Raw genomic sequence first — 17628 nt, forward strand, 5'->3', positions numbered from 1 at the left:
TTGGAAGCGGCGTGGCCTCATACCATGCCTTCCGCCACGACCATGTAATTCACGTCGATGTCGGACGAGAGCGTCCATTTGTCGGCGAAGGGGCTGTAGACGACGCCGGTCTGTTCGGTGATGACGAGACGGTTGTCGAGCAGGTATTTCGTCAGCTCGTCGGGGGTGACGAACTTGTTCCATTCGTGGGTGCCGCGCGGCAGCCAACGCAGGACGTATTCGGCGCCGACGATGGCGAGCGCAAAGCTCTTCCAGTTCCTGTTCAGCGTCGAGACCACCATCAACCCGTTCGGCTTCAGCATCGCGGCGCAGCGCTTCAGGAAAACGCCGACATCGACGACGTGCTCGACCACCTCCATGGCCAGCACGATATCGAAGCGCTCGCGCGGGTCGATCTCTTCCACCGTGGTGCAGCGATAGTCGATCGACAGATGCGCCTTGTCGGCGTGCAGCTTCGCGGCGGCGATGTTGCTGACCGACGGATCGACGCCGATGACCTGCGCACCCAGGCGCGACAGCGGCTCGCACAACAGGCCGGCGCCGCAGCCGATGTCGAGCACGCGCAGGCCGCCGAGGCAGTTCAGGCTGCGCAAGTTGCGTTCGAACTTGCGGCAGGCCGCATCGCGGATGTAGCCGAGCCGCAGCGGGTTGATCCGGTGCAGCGGGGCCATCTTGCCGTTCGGGTCCCACCACTCGGCCGAGAGTTTTGAAAATTTCGCGATCTCGGCGGCGTCGACGGTCGAGCCCGGCGGCGGGCTTGCGGTAGCGGAAGTATCTTGCTGCATGCTCATCAGTAAGCGCGGTCCTACCGCGTGGTGATCGAACTACGAAAGGCGAGCGGTGAGGCGATGGTCCGGATGGTTTCGCGACCTTCCCCCACGCCATTGATGGTCACGTCGCCATAGTTGAGAATGCGTCCAAGAATGGTCTGATTCACATCGACGCTCTCGACCTTGTCCAGCGCCATCTCGAAGGTGCGGCGCTTGATGAACCCGGTCTTGTGCACAACCCGCAAGTTGGTGACGTCGGTCTCGGTGGTGAAGCGGTGGAACCAGCCCTTCAAGGTCCAGAACAGCGCCGCCAAGGCGACCACCCCCGAGGCGATGAGACATAGAATCACAAGCCCGTCGACCGCGGTTTGCCGTGACAGGACGAACAGGCCCAAGGCTGCGATCCATGCGAGGATGGCCGGAAAATAGAAGATCCAGTGCGCATTGGTCGAATACAGCACCCGCTCGCCCGGTTGCAGGATCTCATCGATATAGCGCGCCATAACCTCGATTAACCCATTGCCCGGATTGGCCCCGCAGGAACCCGCTTGCCCCCGGCCCCGCCCCTCTGTATACGCGCGGTCGGTATCGCAGGCACCCGTCCAGCGCGGGTCACCATACTTATCCTTATGAGGGAATGCACGCGTCGTCATGAGCCGCCTCGTGATGAAATTCGGCGGCACATCCGTCGCCAACATCGAACGTATCCGCAACGTCGCACGCCATGTGAAGCGTGAGGTCGACGCCGGCCATGAAGTGGCAGTGGTCGTCTCGGCGATGTCCGGTAAAACCAACGAGCTGGTGGCCTGGTGCACCGAGGCCTCGCCGATGCACGATGCGCGCGAATACGACGCCGTGGTCGCCTCGGGCGAACAGGTGACGTCCGGCCTGCTTGCCATCGCGCTTCAGGGTATGGGTATCCAGGCCCGCTCCTGGCAGGGCTGGCAGATCCCGATCAAGACCAGCGACGCCCATGCCTCGGCCCGGATCGAGGACATCGACGGCAGCGAGATCATCAAGCGCTTCAGGGAGCGCAAGGAGGTCGCCGTTATCGCCGGCTTCCAGGGCATCAACCCCGAGACCAATCGCATCACCACGCTCGGCCGCGGCGGCTCCGACACCTCGGCCGTGGCGATCGCCGCCGCCGTCAAGGCGGACCGCTGCGACATCTATACCGACGTCGATGGTGTCTACACCACCGATCCGCGAATCGTGCCGAAGGCGCGCCGGCTCGACAAGATCGCGTTCGAAGACATGCTGGAACTGGCCTCCCAGGGCGCAAAAGTGCTCCAGGTCCGCTCGGTGGAACTCGGCATGGTCCACAACATGCCGATTTTCGTCCGATCGAGCTTCGACAAGCCCGAGGATATCGACCCGCATGCCAACCAGCCGCCCGGCACGCTGATCTGCAGCGAGGAGGAGATCATGGAAAGCCACGTCGTCACCGGCATCGCCTTTTCGAAGGACGAGGCCCAGATCTCGGTACGCCAGATCGAAGACAAGCCCGGCGTTGCGGCGTCGATCTTCGGCCCGCTCGCGGATGCCAACATCAACGTCGACATGATCGTGCAGAACGTCTCCGAGGACGGCAAGACCACCGACCTCACCTTCACGGTCCCGGCTGCCGACTACACAAGGGCCAAGGAGACGATCACCGCGGCCAAGAGCCAGATCAATTATGCCCGGCTCGACACCGCCACCGACGTCGCCAAGATCTCGGTGATCGGCAGCGGCATGCGCAGCCATGCCGGCGTCGCCGCCCAGGCATTTTCGGCCCTCGCCGGACGGAATATCAACATCCGGGCCATTACAACCTCCGAGATTAAATTCTCCGTCCTGATCGATACCGCCTATACCGAGCTTGCGGTGCGGACCCTGCACACGCTCTACGGTCTCGATCAGACATAGGCTAATTTTCTCTTAGCGGTCGCAGCAAACGCGAAGGTGTACACACCTTCGCGTTTGGCAGGCGTTTTGCTTGGCAAAACAAGCCCTAATTCGCTATACGGCGAAGAGGGTGGGCTGCCGCAAACTGTGCCCCAGTTGAGGCGGTGCTGATTCGGCTCAGGTGACGGCTCCAGCGGATCGGCTGGGCCGGCGCCGGACGAGCAAATTCGTTGTTTTTCTGGATTTCTGGGCGAGCCGCCGCGGGCCCTTCGGCCCCGGCAGACGGTGGAGGGTTGACGGCACATGCGGAGCGCGTCGGGAGGTCCCCGCGTCTTGTTGAGACGGCTCCGCGAAACCATGGCGGAGCAGGTCTCGGCCCAGGAGCGGCTGGACAAGATCGTGGTGCTGATCGCCGCCAATATGGTGGCCGAGGTGTGCTCGGTCTATGTGCTGCGCGTCGACAACACGCTCGAGCTCTATGCCACTGAAGGCCTCAACCGCGAGGCGGTGCACCACACCGTGCTGACGGCCCATGAGGGCCTGGTCGGCCTCGTCGCCAGCGAGGCGACCCCACTCAATCTGAACGACGCACAGAGCCACCCGGCGTTCTCGTTCCGCCCCGAGACCGGCGAAGAAATCTACCACTCCTTCCTCGGCGTGCCGGTCCTGCGCGCCGGCAACACGCTCGGCGTGCTGGTGGTGCAGAACCGCGCCAAGCGCAACTATGTCGAGGAGGAACTCGAGGCGCTCCAGACCACCGCGATGGTGCTGGCGGAGCTGATCGCCTCCGGCGAGCTGTCCGCGCTGGCCCAGCCCGGCCAGGAGCCCGCCGCGCGCCATTCGGCGCAGAAGGTCGGCGCCATCCTGTCGGAAGGCATCGCGCTCGGCCACGTCGTGCTGCACGAGCCGCGCGTCGTCATCAAGGACTACATCGCCGAGGACCTGCCGAAGGAGATCAAACGGCTCGACACCGCGCTCGCCAAGCTGCGCGCCGACCTCGACCGCATGCTGGAGCGCGGCGACGTCGCCGAGGGCGGCGAGCATCGCGAGGTGCTGGAAGCCTACCGCATGTTCGCCAACGACCAGGGCTGGTCGCACAAGCTGCACGAGGCGGTCGCCACCGGCCTCACGGCGGAAGCCGCCGTCGAGCGCGTGCAGTCCGACACCCGCGCGCGCATGCTGCGCTCGACCGATCCCTATTTGCGCGACCGGCTGCATGATCTCGAGGATCTCGGCTATCGCCTGATGCGGCAGCTGGTCGGCCAGGATCACGCGCCTTCACGTGAACAATTACCCGACAACGCCATCGTCATCGCGCGCGCGATGGGCCCGGCGGCGCTGCTCGACTACGACCGCAAGCGCCTGCGCGGCATCGTGCTGGAGGAGGGCACCGCCAATTCCCACGTCTCGATCGTGGCGCGTGCCCTCGGCATTCCCGCGGTCGGCGAAGTGCCGAACGCACCTGGTATCGCCGATCCCGGCGACGCCATCATCGTCGACGGCACTTCCGGCTCGATCTATGTCCGTCCGTCGCAGGAGGTCGAGGCCGCCTTCGCCGAGCGCGTGCGCTTCCGCGCCCGCCGCCAGGCGCAATATCTGGCGCTGCGCGACCTGCCCTGCGTCACCAAAGACGGCCAGAAGGTCGAGCTGATGATCAATGCGGGTCTCGCCATCGACCTGCCGCATATCGAGGACACCGGCAGCGCCGGCATCGGCCTGTTCCGCACCGAGCTGCAATTCATGGTCGGCCAGAGCCTGCCGCGCACCAGCGACCAACTCGCGCTCTATCGTACCGTGCTGGATGCCGCCGGCACCAAACCCGTCACGTTCCGCACCCTCGACATCGGCGGCGACAAGGCGCTGCCTTATATGGAAGCGGTGATCGAGGAGAATCCCGCGCTCGGGTGGCGCGCGATCCGGCTCGGGCTCGACCGTCCCGGCCTGTTGCGCGGCCAGATCCGCGCGCTGCTGCGCGCTGGCGGCGGCCGTGCGCTGCGCATCATGTTCCCGATGATCTCGGAGGTCGGCGAATTCGATTCGGCGAAGGCGCTGGTCGAACGCGAGCTGACCTATCTGCGCCAGCACGGCCACACCCTGCCGGAGCGGATCGACATCGGCACCATGGTCGAGGTGCCGGCGCTGCTCTATCAGCTCGACGAGCTTCTGAAGAAGGTCGACTTCATTTCGGTCGGCTCCAACGATCTGTTCCAGTTCCTGTTCGCGGTCGACCGCGGCAACGCAAAGGTCGCCGGGCGCTTCGACACCATGTCGGCGCCGATCCTGCGTGCGCTGCGCGACATCGCGCGCAAGTCGCAAGCGGCAAAGAAATCGCTGTCGCTCTGCGGCGAGATGGCGTCGAAGCCGATCGGCGCGCTGGCGCTGATCGCGATGGGCTACCGCTCGCTGTCGCTTTCGGCGACCGCGCTTGGCCCGGTCAAGGCGATGGTGATCGATCTCGACGCCAAGAAGGCCGAAGAGATGCTCGGCCCCTTGCTGGACGCCCCCGCCGGGAGCGTCTCGATCCGGCAGAAGCTGACGGAGTTTGCCGAGGCCGAAGGCCTGGCGTTGTAGCGGGCCTGTCGCCCCTTCCTGCCGCCTCGCCCTTTTCCGCATCTTGAGACTGAACCGATGTCGTCACTGCCCGAAGCCAAACTGGACGTCCTGCTCGCGCATCACGCCTCGCTCGAGGCCGAATCGCTCGGTCAGCTCGCCTCCGAACGCTATGTGCAGATCACGCGTGAACTCGCCGAGCTCACGCCACTGATCGAAGCGGTCAAGGCCTATCGTTCGGCCGTCAAGGAGCTCGCCGACACCGAGGCACTGATCGCCGATCCCGCGACCGATCCCGAGATGCGCGGCATGGCGGAAGCCGAGCGCGGTGAGTTGACGCCAAAGATCGAGGACCTGGTCCAGAATATCCGCCTCGCTCTGCTGCCCAAGGACGCCATGGACGACCGCAACGTGGTGCTGGAAATCCGCGCCGGCACCGGCGGCGACGAGGCCTCGCTGTTCGCCGGCGATTTGTTCCGGATGTACGAGCGGTTCGCGAGCCTTCAGGGCTGGAAGGTCGAGGTGATCTCGGCGAGCGAAGGCAGCGTCGGCGGCTACAAGGAAATCATCGCGGAGGTGCAGGGCCCGCGGCGCGTTCTCGAAGCTGAAATTCGAATCCGGCGTGCATCGCGTGCAGCGCGTGCCCGACACCGAGACGCAGGGGCGCATTCACACATCCGCCGCGACCGTCGCCGTGATGCCGGAGATCGAGGAGGTCGACATCGACATCAAGAACGACGATTTGCGCATCGAGACCATGCGCGCGGGAGGCGCCGGCGGCCAGCACGTCAACAAGACGGAATCGGCGATCCGCATCACACATATCCCGACCGGCATCGTGGTGATGATGCAGGACAGCCGCTCGCAGCACAAGAACCGTGCCTCCGCCATGAACATCCTGCGGTCGCGCATCTACGATGCCGAGCAGCAGCGCGTCGATGCCGCCCGCTCGGCCGAGCGCAAGGAGAAGGTCGGGTCCGGAGATCGCAGCGAGCGCATTCGCACCTACAATTTTCCGCAAGGACGCGTCACCGATCACCGCATCAATTTGACGCTGTACAAGCTGCCGCAGGTGATTGCCGGAGAAGCGATCGGGGAACTGATCGACGCACTGACCACCGAGCACCAGGCCGCGCAGCTCGCCGCCCAAGGCGCGGCGGCGTGACCGGCGCCGCGGCCTGATTGGCCGAAATCCCCCCGCTCAGGACTGGCTCGATTGCCGGAATGACTTCAACAAGCGGCTCAACGCCGGGCTCGCAGCGCGACGGAGCTCCTCGAGATTTTTCCTTGAGAGCGCCTGGAGCTTCTGCTCGCCCTTCCTCGTCAGCCTGAGATGAACACGCCTGGCGTCCTCGGGGTCAGTGACCCGGCCGACCAGTCCCAGCTTCGCCATGCGGTTGATCAGCTCGCCGGCCGAGTGATGTCGTATCAGCAGAAATCGCGCGACGTCACCGACGGTCGCGGGACCCGGACGGACAAAGCCCTTGATACCAAGCAGCGCCTGATGCTGCTGCGGCGTCAATCCCTGCAGGTGTGCGGCCGCCTCACTGAACGCCAGGAAACTCCGGATTTGATAGCGGAACTGCGCAAGCGCCGCGTAGTCGGCCTCGCGCATCGCGCCGCCCTTTGTGGGCACAGCACGCGCCGAGCGTGTCGTCTGCCGCTTCGATGGAGCCATATCCTGCCTGCGACGTCGAACCGGCCGATGGAACGGGCGGCATCACCGAGACTAGCAAGGAAGGCCAGGCGGAACCAACCGACCGGCGCCGCGAATACACAAATATCGCCGCCCTATTCGAAGTTGGACAGCAGGATCTTCACCAGGATGACCTGAAACGCAATCGGGATGCGGACGCTCTTTCGCCGGATCGAGCGCTGGAGCGCGCTGGCAATCTCGGCGCTGGTCAAGGCACCGGCGGATGCGTTGGTAATCAACTCCGCCCACATCTGCGACAACGAGCCGCCGTGCGGGATCACCGGCTTGATGGTCACGCCACAGCCCTGCGCCCAGTCGACGATCTCCCGCATCGTGTGAGGACCGCAATTGCGCGCGGTCGCGAGACGTTCAGCCGTCAGCGCGCGCAGCAATTCGCGCGAGGGCGACCAATTTCCCTTCGGCGGCTGCTCGGCAGTGAGCTCGACCGCGAGCTCCTTGAGGACGTTCTGGGCACGCACGCTCAGCTTCTTCATCGGGCCAGGTACGCGCTTCGCCTGAACGGGGCCGACGATAGGCCCGCGCCGGCGCAGATCGGGCATGCGCGAGGCATCGCCGGACTGCGGTGTCGCCCGCTGGCCGTTGACCTCTTCCGCCGGCCACGCCGCCTCCGGCCGCTCCGCTCCCTGCGGCCAGGACTGTCGCTTCCGGGCACCTGTCACTGTCGTCTGCCGCGCCATTTCTCTCGCCGAACCCGCCAGTCTCGTACTCACAAAGACTAATATATATCGTGATCCGATATGTTTTCACGAGATAATTTTCGTTATTCGACCAAAGGCGAAATTGACAGAAGGCGTTCACAAGCAATGTCTACGTCCAAGAGCTACACGCGGACGTGACGTGCCCGGCGCAGCAGGCCAGCGAGGTCGGCGGCGCCGGACAGGTCGTGCTCGCGCCTGCAGACAAGAACAAATGTTCGGAGGAAACAATCATGACTGACAATCTCATCCGCCGCGGCGTCTCGCGCCGTGGCCTGCTTCAGACCACCGCGGGTCTCATCGGCGGCGCGGTTCTGCCCGGGATGCCGGCGTTTGCCGAGGACAAGCCGGCGATCGGTTCCTACCCCGCGGGGGTCTCGGGTTCCACCGCCTTCATCGGCATCTCGGTGCCGCGCACCGGCACCTACGCCGTGCAGGGCGAGGACGAGCTCAAGGGTTACCAGCTCGCGATCGAGCACATCAACAGCGGCCATGATCTGATCAAGAAGATATCGCCCAAGACCAGCAAGGGCGTGCTCGGCAAAGAGCTGAAGTTCGGCGTCGCCGATTCCGCGGCCAAGCCGAACGAGGCGGTGCAGGCGCAGCAGCGCTTCATCAGCGAGAACAAGGCGATCATGATCACCGGCGGTACGTCCAGCGCCGTCGCGGTCGCGCTCAACAAGCTCGCCCAGCGTGAGCACGTGCTGTTCGTGTGCGGCATTTCCGGCTCGAACGACACCACCGGCAAGGATTGCGTTCGCTACGGCTTCCGCCAGAACTTCTTCGGCCAGACCGCGGCTGCGGCGATCGGCCCGGTGATGGTGAGGGAATTCGGCAAGAACAAGAAGGCCGCGTACCTAACGCCGGACTACACCTATGGTCACACCGTCACCAAATCCATGCAGGACTTCCTCGCGACCGCGGGCTGGACGACGACCACCAACCAGGTCGCGCCGCTCGGCGCACCCGACTATTCCTCCTATCTGCTGAACGTCGCGAATTCAGGCGCCGACGTGCTGATCAACGTCAACTGGGGCCACGATGCGGTGCTGTCGACCCAGCAAGCCAAGCAGTTCGGCGTGCTCGACAAGATGAAGCTGGTCGTTCCCTACCAGGTGCCTTTCATCGCGCGCGAAACCGGTGGCCTGATGCAGGGCGTCTACGCCGCCACCGACTATTGGTGGACGATCGAGGACAAGTTCCCGCTGGCCAAGATGTTCAACGAAGCCTTCGAGAAGAAGTACGGCTACAAGCCGGAATGGGGCGCGGAGAACGCCTATGTCAGCTTCGCGCATTGGGCCCACATGTGCGAGCAGGCCGGCAGCTTCAGCCCGCCCGACGTGATCAAGGCCTACGAGAAAGGCGAAACCATTCCCTCGCTGGTCGGCGACGTGCATTACCGCCCCGAAGATCACCAATGTGTCCGCCCCGTGATCATCGTCAAGGGCAAGCAGCAGAAGGACATGAAGAACAAGGAAGATTGGTACGACGTCGTCGAAATCGTCCCGGGCGAAGGCCTGATGCAGAAGCCGGACGCGTTCGGGTGCCATCTCGGCGACTACACCTAAGCCCGCACTAACCCCTGTGACGCCGCGGGCTGCACTCTGGACCTGCGGCGTCACCTTTTTTGATGCGCCCCGTCGCGCGTTACAACAGCGATCGTTGCATGATTAGTTGGCCCAATCTCGTTTCGCAGCTTTTCAACGGGCTCGCGCTCGGCGCCCTGCTCGCGCTGATCAGCTCCGGCCTGACCATCATTTACGGCACGCTCGGCGTGCTCAACCTCGCGCATGGCGCGATGTTCATGATCGGCGGCTATGCCGGCTTCGTCGCCTACCAGTACACGGAATCGTTCATTCTCGCCGTCATCGCGGGCTCGCTGTTCGTGATGCTGCTCGGCGTCCTCATGGAACGCGTCATCATCCGCCATTTCTATCATCGCCCCCACGAGGATCAGCTGCTCGTGACCTTCGGGCTCGGCATCTGCTTCGTCGAGCTGGTCCGCCTGATCTTCTCGAGCCAGTCGCAGCTGGTGCCGCCGCCGGCGCTGTTCCAGGGCATCACCAATCTCGGCTTCATGTTCTATCCGACCTACCGCCTCGCCGTGGTCGGCATCGTCGCGATCGCGCTCGGTGCACTGTTCATCATCCTCTACCGGACCCGGCTCGGCATGATCGTGCGCGCCGGCATCGAGGATTCGGTGATGGTCGATTCGCTCGGCATCAACGTTTACCGCGTCTTCATGGTCGTGTTCGGCATTGGCGCAATGGCCGCCGGCTTTGCCGGCATCGTCAACGCGCCGGTGGCGTCGCTGACACCGGGCATCGGTGACGACATCCTGGTCCAGACCTTCGTGGTGGTGGTGATCGGCGGCGTTGGCTCTTTCCCGGGCGCGATCCTCGGCGGCCTGATCGCCGGCGAGATCATCAGCGTCACCTCCATGTTCAACCCCGGCTATGCCTATGTGATGCTGTTTGCAGCGATGGCGCTCGTACTCGTGGTGCGACCGCATGGCCTGCTCGGCGTCCAGGGCCGCGAGTAAGCGATTTCCTGATGCTCAAGCAACGCCCGTTCCTGATCGAAGCCCTGACTGCGATCGGCTTGATCGCAGCCCCCTTCGTGCTGCCCCATCTCGGCTTCGCGCCGAACACCGTGAACCGGATCCTGGTCTGGGGCCTGTTCGGGCTCGGCTTCGACATCCTGTTCGGGTTCACCGGCTTGCTGTCGTTCGGTCAGTCCGCCTTCTACGGCACCGGCGGCTTCGTCGCCGCCTACCTCCTGACCCGCGCCGGGTTCAGCAACGTGCTGGGCGCGCTAATCATCGGCATGATCGCAGCCGCCGCGACCGGCTACCTGATCGGCCTCATCGCGTTGCGCCGCACAGGCATCTATTTCGCCATGATCACCGTGGCGATCGCGGAAGTGTTCTTCTTCGTCGAGTTCAATCCGCTCTCCGATTTCACCGGCGGCGAGAACGGCCTGCCCGGCGTGCCGACGCCGAGCTTCAATCTCGGCTTCACCACCATCCACTTCACCAATGGCTGGTCGCTCTATCAGTTCATCGCGCTGTGCTATTTCATCGGCGTCGTCATTGCGCTCAGGATCGTACGCTCGCCGGTCGGCGCCATCTTCAGCGCGATCCGCGACAATCCGCTGCGCGCCACCGCCGTCGGCCACAACATCCACGGCTACAAGCTGACCGCCTTCGTGATCGCAGCCGCTTATGCGGGCTTCGCCGGCGGTCTGCTCGGCGTGCTCCAGGCCTTCATGCCGCCCGACGCCTTCACCTTTGATACCTCCGGCCAGCTCGTGATGCAGACGGCCATCGGCGGCCGGGGCACGCTGTTCGGACCGCTGGTCGGCGCAACTGTTTGGCTCTTCCTTCAGGATTTCCTCCAATCCGCGCTGGGTCTCGGCGCAGCCTGGAAGCTGGTGCTGGGTGTCGTGTTCGTGCTGCTGGTCTGCTTCCTGCGCGGCGGCATCATCGGCGGTCTTGCCGATCTCTATCGCCTTGTCTCGGGCAAGCAAAAGCGGACGGACGCGGAGATAGAGCAAGAGGCCGCTGACGCTGAGGCCGCGCAGCAACCCGCACCGGCGCCGATGCGGGCCAAGGAGGTCAAGCAACCCGCCTATTCCGGACCGATCCTGAAAGCCACCGGCCTGACCAAGCGCTATGGCGGCCTCGTTGCCAATAGCGACATCGATTTCAGCGTCAATCAGGGCGAACTGCGCGGGATCATCGGTCCCAACGGCGCCGGCAAATCGACCTTCTTCAAGATGCTGACCTGCGAGATCGCGCCGACCTCCGGCCAGATCGTGTTCGAGGGGCGCGACATCACGGGATTGAGGGTCACCGAGGTTTGCCAGCTCGGACTGACCAAAAGCTACCAGGTCAACCAGCTCTTCACCGGATTGACGGTACGGCAGAACCTGACGATCGCCGCGCTCGCCGAGCTGCGCGGAAAATTCCGGCTCGACCTGTTCCGCAAGCTCTCCGGCGTCAAGGGCCTGACGGAGCAGGTGGAGCACACGCTTGCCCTCGTCAACCTGACCCGCCGTGCCGATACGCCCGTATCGGAGCTCGCCTATGGCGAGAAGCGCAGGCTGGAGATCGGGCTCGCGCTCGCGACGTCGCCGCGCCTGCTGCTGCTCGACGAGCCGCTTGCCGGCATGAAGCCCGCGCGAGCGGGTCGAGACCGTCAAGCTGCTCAAATCGATCGCGCGCGGGCGCACCATGATCATCATCGACCACGACATGGATTCGCTGTTCGAACTGGTCGAGCGCGTGACAGTGCTCCAGGAAGGCAAGGTGCTGCTCGACGGCACGCCCGAGGAAATCAAGTCCAACGCCGCCGTGCAGGAAGCCTATCTCGGCGGTGTTCACGGAGAGATCGCCGCATGAGCCTGATCGAGGTCAACGGCCTGAACAGCTACTACGGGGACTCCCACATCCTGTTCGACGTCGCCATGCGTGTGGAGCGTCATGAGGTGGTGGCGTTGCTGGGCCGCAACGGCGCCGGCAAGAGCACCACGCTGAAGAGCCTGATGGGCGTCGTGACGCCCCGCAGCGGCAGCGTGAAGTTCGACGGCATCGACATCGCCGGCCGCAAGAGCCACAGAATCGCGCAGGCCGGCATGCAGCTCGTGCACGAGGAACGCCGCATCTTCGGCGGCCTGTCGGTGGAGGAGAACATCATCCTCGCCGGGATCACTGCGCCGAAACGCTGGCCGCTCCAGCGCATCTACGAAATGTTTCCGCGGCTGAAGGAGCGGCGCAACAACCGCGGCACCGAGCTCTCCGGCGGCGAGCAGCAGATGCTCGCGATCGCACGGGCGCTGGTGCGCGATCCCAAGATCGTGCTGCTGGACGAGCCGTTCGAGGGGCTTGCGCCCGTCATCGTCCACGATCTCGTCAAGGCCTGCCGCGAGCTCGCGGCCGCCGGCCAAACCATCGTGCTGGTCGAGCAGAACCTGGCGGCCACGCTGGCGCTGGCGACGCGGATTTACATCATCAACAACGGCCACATCGTGCACGAGGGGCCGGCGCAGGAGCTCAAGGCCCAGCCGGAGCTGCTCCAGCGCTATCTCGGCGTCTAGATCGCGGCGATCATTCGCCTGGCGTGATCGGCGAGCACGGCCATGTCTTCCTTGCGCGTCTGCGCCGGCAGCAGCTCGATTCCGGCCCTGACCGGCATGACGTGCATGTGCAGGTGAAAGACCACCTGACCGCTGGCCGGCTCGCTGAACTGCTGAAGGATGATGCCTTCGGCGCCGAAGGCCTTCATCGCGGCAATCGCGATCCGCTTGGCGGTTCGGGCGACCGCGGCGAGGTCGTCATCCGCGATATCGAGGATGCCGCGCGCCCGTGCCCGGGGAATGACCAGCGTGTGTCCGGGCGAGCGCGGCATGATGTCGAGGAAGGCGAGGCTGCGCTCGTCCCTGAAAACCTCGAAGCAGGGGATCTCGCCGCGCAGGATCTTCGCGAAAACGTTCTGATCGTCATAGGGCGCCATGGATCCCTCCTTCGCTGCGAGGCGCGATCTGACGCGCTCGTTTCCGTTGACGCAAGCAAGCCCGCCGATCTATCCACGGTACCAGGCAGGATGGTTCCATTGGCGGCCGATTTCGAACCCGGACACAGCATCGAGAGTGCGCGGCGCGCGCTTGCGGCACGGGCTGCAATCGGCCGGCATCGAGCAGCCCGCCCTTGATGCGCGCCTGCTCGTCGGGGCTGCGCTGAGGCTTGATCTGACCGGCTTGGTCACGCAGGCAGCCCGGCAACTCACAGCTGAAGAGGCCGCGCGGCTCGAAGCATCCGCGAAGCGCCGGCTCGCCCATGAGCCGGTCGCCCGCATTCTCGGCGCTCGGGAATTCTGGGGCCTGCCGTTTCAGCTATCCGAGGCGACGCTGGTGCCGCGGCCGGACACCGAGACCGTGGTCGAACTGGCGCTCGAGATCTTTCGCGGGCTCACGATATCGGGGCAGCGCCCGCGCATCGCGGATATCGGCACCGGATCGGGCGCCATCCTGCTCGCGCTGCTGCACGAAATTCCCGGCGCCTTCGGTGTCGGCACCGATCTCAGCTTGACCGCGCTCAAGACCGCCAGAGACAACGCCGCAGCTCTGGGTCTCGCCGACCGCGCCAGCTTCGTCGCCTGCTCCTACGCTGCGGCGCTTCGCGGCCCGTTCGACCTCATCGTCTCGAACCCGCCCTACATCCCGTCGGCCGAAATTCCGAAACTGAGTATCGAGGTGCGCGAGCACGATCCGCATCTGGCGCTCGATGGCGGCAATGACGGTTACGACGCCTATCGCGCGCTGACCCCGCAGGCCGCCGAACGTCTCGCCCCCGGCGGAGCACTGATCGTCGAGGCCGGACAGGGCCAGGCCCGAAATATTGAAACCTTGATGACGGCCGCTGCGTTGGTGGTGGACAGTTCGCCCAAGGTCGATCTGGCGGGCATCCCGCGGGCGGTTTCGGCCCGAAAAATGCCCCCATAAAAGCCGGATTGGGCTGCAAAAAACCTCTTGGAATATCCCTTGGGAACGACTACCTTCTGATCAACAGATCGGTGCCGGCCCCGTAGACCTACGGGCGAAAGCCGGGCTCTCTCGAGCGAGAGCCTACCGATAAAGGTTCCAAACCGCAGGTCCTGTTGAGCGCGATGGCCATTGAGCTGCGCTGCTTACCGACCGCAACGTGAACGAAAGCCTGATATTGAGCTTTAAGACTTACGCAACAAAGCTAGGCTTGTTTCGGCAGGCGATATGAATGGGTTCGCTGGCGATAGATGCTGGCGGTGGGGAACGCGTCTTTGTTGAACGCGACGGTCGACGAACATCGGCAGGGATCAATCTGTTTGCGTGCGGTGCGCGCGAGCGATGTGAACCGCTGTCATCAGGTCACTCTCAGCAATCAGTGATGCGTGCAACCTTTAGGGCTGGAATTAAAGGCAGGACATGAGAAACGGTCAGAACAAGCAGCGGATGCGCAACCGCAACAACAATAGTAGCAACAATAACAACAACAATAACCGGCGCGGCCAGAACCCGATGACCCGGGTCTACGAGTCCAACGGACCCGACATCAAGATCCGCGGCACGGCTTCGCATGTCGCTGAAAAGTATCTTCAGCTCGCGCGCGACGCGCGCTCCTCCGGAGACCCCGTTGCGGCTCGAGAACTACTACCAGCACGCCGAGCATTATTTTCGCCTGATCGCGACGGCTCAGGAGCAGTTCCGCCAAAACCAGCAGCCGCGCGGCGACGAGCCCATCAGCAACAGCAGCGGCGACGACAGCGAAGACGACGGCGAGAATTTCTCGAATTTTGGCCAGGAGCCGGGTTTCGTCCCGCAGCCGCCGCAGCCGACTTTCGTGCGCGACCGCGATAGCCAGCGAGATCATCAGCAGCGAGATCATCAGCCGCGCGACAACCAGCCTTATCAGCGCGACAACCAGCAGCCGCGCGAACATCGCGAGCGCGACCATCGTCCGCAGCCGCAATATCAGCCGCAACCGCAGAACCAGCCGCAGCCCGTCGTCGTCGCCGAGGCTGGCAACGTCGATCGTCTGCCCTCCTTCATCACCGGCCCGCAGCCGCAGTTGACCGGCGCCCCGGGCGCCGGCCTTGAAGGCGCTGCTGGCGGCGAACGCTTTCCGCGGCGGCGCCGCCGGCCGAATGGCCCGCGCCCCGAGCGCGAAGCCGCTCCGGCGGCCTCGAGCGACGAAGTGGCCCCCGGCGAGTAAGCCTAAGCCGCAACGGTTTCGCCAGATATTCTGACCTGAATCGTCCCGGCCTTGCCGGGACGATTTTTTTGGAGCGTTTTCGAGCGAAGTGGATACCGGTTCGCGTCAAGAAAACGCGTCGAAACAAAGAAACTAGAGCTCCGTTCCGATTGCATCGGAACGGAGCTCTAGCTGCGCGTCACGCTTGTCGAGGACGGCACCAGCACCGGCTTCGCCAGCGAGGGAATCAGCCGCGCCCGCTCGCGCTTGGCGGGGATCGCGCGGTAGACCTGCTTGGTCGCCTCGACGATGTGCACGCCCGCGAAGGGCAGCGACAGCGCCGCGCCGGCGCGCTCCCACATCTGTGCGGATTTCAGCACCCAGCCGCCGGCATAGGGCGGCATGAACAGCGCCTCGCCCCATGCGGTCGGGGTAAACCAGGTCTGGCGCAACAGGTCGGTGATCTGCGAGCGCGAATAGGGCCGGCCGTGACCGAACGGCGTGCTGTCGGTGCGGGTCCACACCCCGCGCCGGTTCGGGATGACCGCGATCATCCGGCCGGACGGCGACAGCACGCGCCAAGCCTCGCGCAGCAGCGCGGCCGGATCATCCGACATTTCCAGCGCGTGGACCAGCAGGATGCGATCGACCGCGGCGTCGGGAAGCGGCAACGAGAATTCATCCACCAGCGAGGCGAGCGCCGGCCGTCCGGTCGGCCATTTCAAGACGCCCTGCGCCGACGGCATGAAGGCGATGCAGCGTTCCGCATCCTCGCGGAACAACCCGAGATAGGGCGTGGGATAGCCAAAGCCGAGCACGCGCTGGCCCTCGATACGCGGCCACCGCTCCCTGATGCCGCGATTGATCATTTGCCGCGCCACAATCCCGAGGCGGCGGGAGTAGAACTCGCGGAGGTCGACGACATCAATGGTCATGACGGCAATGTAACATGCACGAGGTGGACCCTGCGCGCGGAATATTGCATTGCCTGCGCAACGTTAACGCCATATTTGTCTGGCGGGGCTGAGCGCGATGGAGATGACATGGCTGCCGAAATTCGTACTTTCACCTGTTTAAACGACAATTTCGGTTATCTGATCCACGATGTGGAAACCAAGGCGACGGCGTCGATCGACGCGCCGGAGGCCGGTCCCATCCTGAAGGCGCTGGAGCGCGAGGGCTGGCAGCTCACCGACATCCTGATCACCCATCATCATGGCGATCATGTCGGCGGGGTGGCCGAGCTCAAGCAGAAATACAATTGCCGCGTCGTCGCGCCGCATGACAAGACGACTAAGATCGCAGACGTCGACTTGCGCGTCGCCAATGCCGAAATCGTCAAGGTCGGCAGCTTGCTGGGGCGGGTACTGGAGACGCCCGGCCACACGCTCGACCACATCTCCTACGTGTTCGACACCGAGAAGGCGCTGTTCGCCGCCGACACGCTGTTCTCGATCGGCTGCGGCCGCGTGTTCGAGGGCACCTATCCGATGATGTGGGATTCGCTTTTGAAGCTGCGTGCCCTGCCCGACGACTTCAATCTCTATTGCGGCCATGAATACACGGCATCCAACGTCAAGTTCGCGCTGGCCGTCGACCCCGACAATGCGGCGCTGCAGGCGCGCGCGGCGGAGGTGGCGAAGCTGCGGGCCGAGAACAAGCCGACCATTCCCTCACTGCTTGGTGACGAGAAGCGAGCAAACGTGTTCCTGCGCGCCGATGAACCGTCGGTCGCAGCCAGGCTGCACATGAAAGGCGCGGATGCCGCCGCGGTGTTCGGCGAGCTGCGCGAGCGCAAGAACAAGTCTTGAAGACCAAATCCTGACGGGAATCGATGCCGACCGCAGCCGAGATCATCGCGCGCCTCGAACTCCGCCCGCATCCCGAGGGCGGGCATTACCGCGAGACGTTTCGCGACCAGACCACGGACGCCAACGGCCGGTCGCGTTCGGACCCTGATCTACGTCCTGCTCGCGCGCGGCGAGCGCTCGCACTGGCATCGCATCGATGCAGTCGAGGTCTGGCACTATTACGCCGGCGGCGCGCTGACGCTGCGGATCGCCCATGACGGCTGCTCGCAGCATGAAGTGCGCCTCGGCACGGACCTTGTGAGCGGTGAGCGGCCGCAGGCGATCGTGCCGGCGAATGCCTGGCAGACGGCCGAGACCACCGGCGAGTGGACGCTGCTCGGCTGCACCGTGGCGCCCGCCTTCGAGTTCGCAAAGTTCGAGCTCGCGCCGAAGGGCTGGGAGCCTTAAGGCACCACCGTTCCGGCTTGCCCCG

Annotated in this window: 12 protein-coding genes and 4 pseudogenes; 10 read left to right on the plus strand and 6 right to left on the minus strand. The window is 64.5% G+C overall.

The annotated features are described in order from the left end of the window. Window positions 1-17: 17 nt before the first annotated feature. Both ubiG and ACVWW3_RS29905 read right to left on the minus strand, forming a co-directional pair. Window positions 18-791, minus strand: a complete 774-nt coding sequence (gene ubiG, locus ACVWW3_RS29900) for a bifunctional 2-polyprenyl-6-hydroxyphenol methylase/3-demethylubiquinol 3-O-methyltransferase UbiG (RefSeq protein ID WP_247353113.1) — start codon at window positions 789-791, stop codon at window positions 18-20. A gap of 14 nt (window positions 792-805) precedes the next feature. Beyond that, on the minus strand, window positions 806-1273 hold the full coding sequence (locus tag ACVWW3_RS29905) for a PH domain-containing protein (protein WP_247353127.1): 468 nt from the start codon (window positions 1271-1273) through the stop codon (window positions 806-808). A gap of 148 nt (window positions 1274-1421) precedes the next feature. Here ACVWW3_RS29905 and ACVWW3_RS29910 point away from each other — a divergent pair, with 148 nt between their 5' ends. The 3 genes and pseudogenes from ACVWW3_RS29910 (at window position 1422) to prfA (ending at window position 6372) form a co-directional block, all read left to right on the plus strand. Beyond that, window positions 1422-2678 (plus strand): aspartate kinase, encoded by a 1257-nt coding sequence (locus ACVWW3_RS29910; protein WP_456647768.1) that lies wholly within the window; start codon window positions 1422-1424, stop codon window positions 2676-2678. Between the two features lie 282 nt (window positions 2679-2960). Then, window positions 2961-5228, plus strand: a complete 2268-nt coding sequence (gene ptsP, locus ACVWW3_RS29915; RefSeq protein WP_354106868.1) for a phosphoenolpyruvate--protein phosphotransferase — start codon at window positions 2961-2963, stop codon at window positions 5226-5228. 57 nt (window positions 5229-5285) lie between these two features. Next, a pseudogene (gene prfA, locus ACVWW3_RS29920) lies at window positions 5286-6372 on the plus strand (peptide chain release factor 1). 36 nt (window positions 6373-6408) lie between these two features. Here prfA and ACVWW3_RS29925 read toward each other — a convergent pair. Together ACVWW3_RS29925 and ACVWW3_RS29930 are read right to left on the minus strand one after the other, a co-directional pair. Then, window positions 6409-6885: a MarR family winged helix-turn-helix transcriptional regulator gene (locus ACVWW3_RS29925; RefSeq protein ID WP_456647766.1), complete on the minus strand. Its 477-nt coding sequence runs from the start codon at window positions 6883-6885 to the stop codon at window positions 6409-6411. A 113-nt stretch (window positions 6886-6998) separates the two neighbouring features. Beyond that, the gene (locus ACVWW3_RS29930; protein WP_456672233.1) at window positions 6999-7583 is read right to left on the minus strand and encodes a hypothetical protein; all 585 of its coding nucleotides are present in this window, start codon (window positions 7581-7583) and stop codon (window positions 6999-7001) included. 269 nt (window positions 7584-7852) lie between these two features. On the opposite strand from ACVWW3_RS29930, the gene ACVWW3_RS29935 reads away from it, so the two are divergent. From ACVWW3_RS29935 to ACVWW3_RS29945, 3 genes are all read left to right on the plus strand, one after another. Further along, window positions 7853-9187 carry a substrate-binding protein gene (locus ACVWW3_RS29935; RefSeq protein WP_456647764.1) on the plus strand — a complete coding sequence of 445 codons (1335 nt, stop codon included), beginning with the start codon at window positions 7853-7855 and terminating at the stop codon, window positions 9185-9187. Window positions 9188-9285: 98 nt separating this feature from the next. Continuing rightward, window positions 9286-10161 (plus strand): branched-chain amino acid ABC transporter permease, encoded by an 876-nt coding sequence (locus ACVWW3_RS29940; protein WP_354106865.1) that lies wholly within the window; start codon window positions 9286-9288, stop codon window positions 10159-10161. Between the two features lie 11 nt (window positions 10162-10172). Then, entirely contained in the window at window positions 10173-12716 is a 2544-nt protein-coding gene (locus ACVWW3_RS29945) for a branched-chain amino acid ABC transporter ATP-binding protein/permease (RefSeq protein ID WP_456672234.1), read from the plus strand. On the opposite strand, the gene ACVWW3_RS29950 is transcribed toward ACVWW3_RS29945, so the two are convergent. Then, window positions 12713-13132 carry an HIT family protein gene (locus ACVWW3_RS29950; protein WP_354049672.1) on the minus strand — a complete coding sequence of 140 codons (420 nt, stop codon included), beginning with the start codon at window positions 13130-13132 and terminating at the stop codon, window positions 12713-12715. The two genes, ACVWW3_RS29945 and ACVWW3_RS29950, sit on opposite strands and share 4 nt — an antisense overlap. 90 nt (window positions 13133-13222) lie before the next feature. On the opposite strand from ACVWW3_RS29950, the pseudogene prmC reads away from it, so the two are divergent. Then, a pseudogene (gene prmC, locus ACVWW3_RS29955) lies at window positions 13223-14120 on the plus strand (peptide chain release factor N(5)-glutamine methyltransferase). 459 nt (window positions 14121-14579) lie between these two features. Beyond that, window positions 14580-15366: pseudogene (locus ACVWW3_RS29960) on the plus strand (DUF4167 domain-containing protein). Window positions 15367-15533: 167 nt separating this feature from the next. Here the strand turns inward: ACVWW3_RS29960 and ACVWW3_RS29965 are convergent. Further along, window positions 15534-16280 (minus strand): class I SAM-dependent methyltransferase, encoded by a 747-nt coding sequence (locus ACVWW3_RS29965; RefSeq protein WP_247344951.1) that lies wholly within the window; start codon window positions 16278-16280, stop codon window positions 15534-15536. Between the two features lie 108 nt (window positions 16281-16388). On the opposite strand from ACVWW3_RS29965, the gene gloB reads away from it, so the two are divergent. Together gloB and ACVWW3_RS29975 are read left to right on the plus strand one after the other, a co-directional pair. Beyond that, a complete protein-coding gene (gene gloB, locus ACVWW3_RS29970) occupies window positions 16389-17156 on the plus strand; it encodes a hydroxyacylglutathione hydrolase (protein WP_247444640.1) in 768 nt (255 codons plus the stop codon). Between the two features lie 23 nt (window positions 17157-17179). Then, window positions 17180-17603 (plus strand): annotated as a pseudogene (locus ACVWW3_RS29975) (cupin domain-containing protein). The last annotated feature ends 25 nt before the right edge of the window (window positions 17604-17628 follow it).

This window comes from Bradyrhizobium sp. LM2.9, from assembly GCF_054056555.1.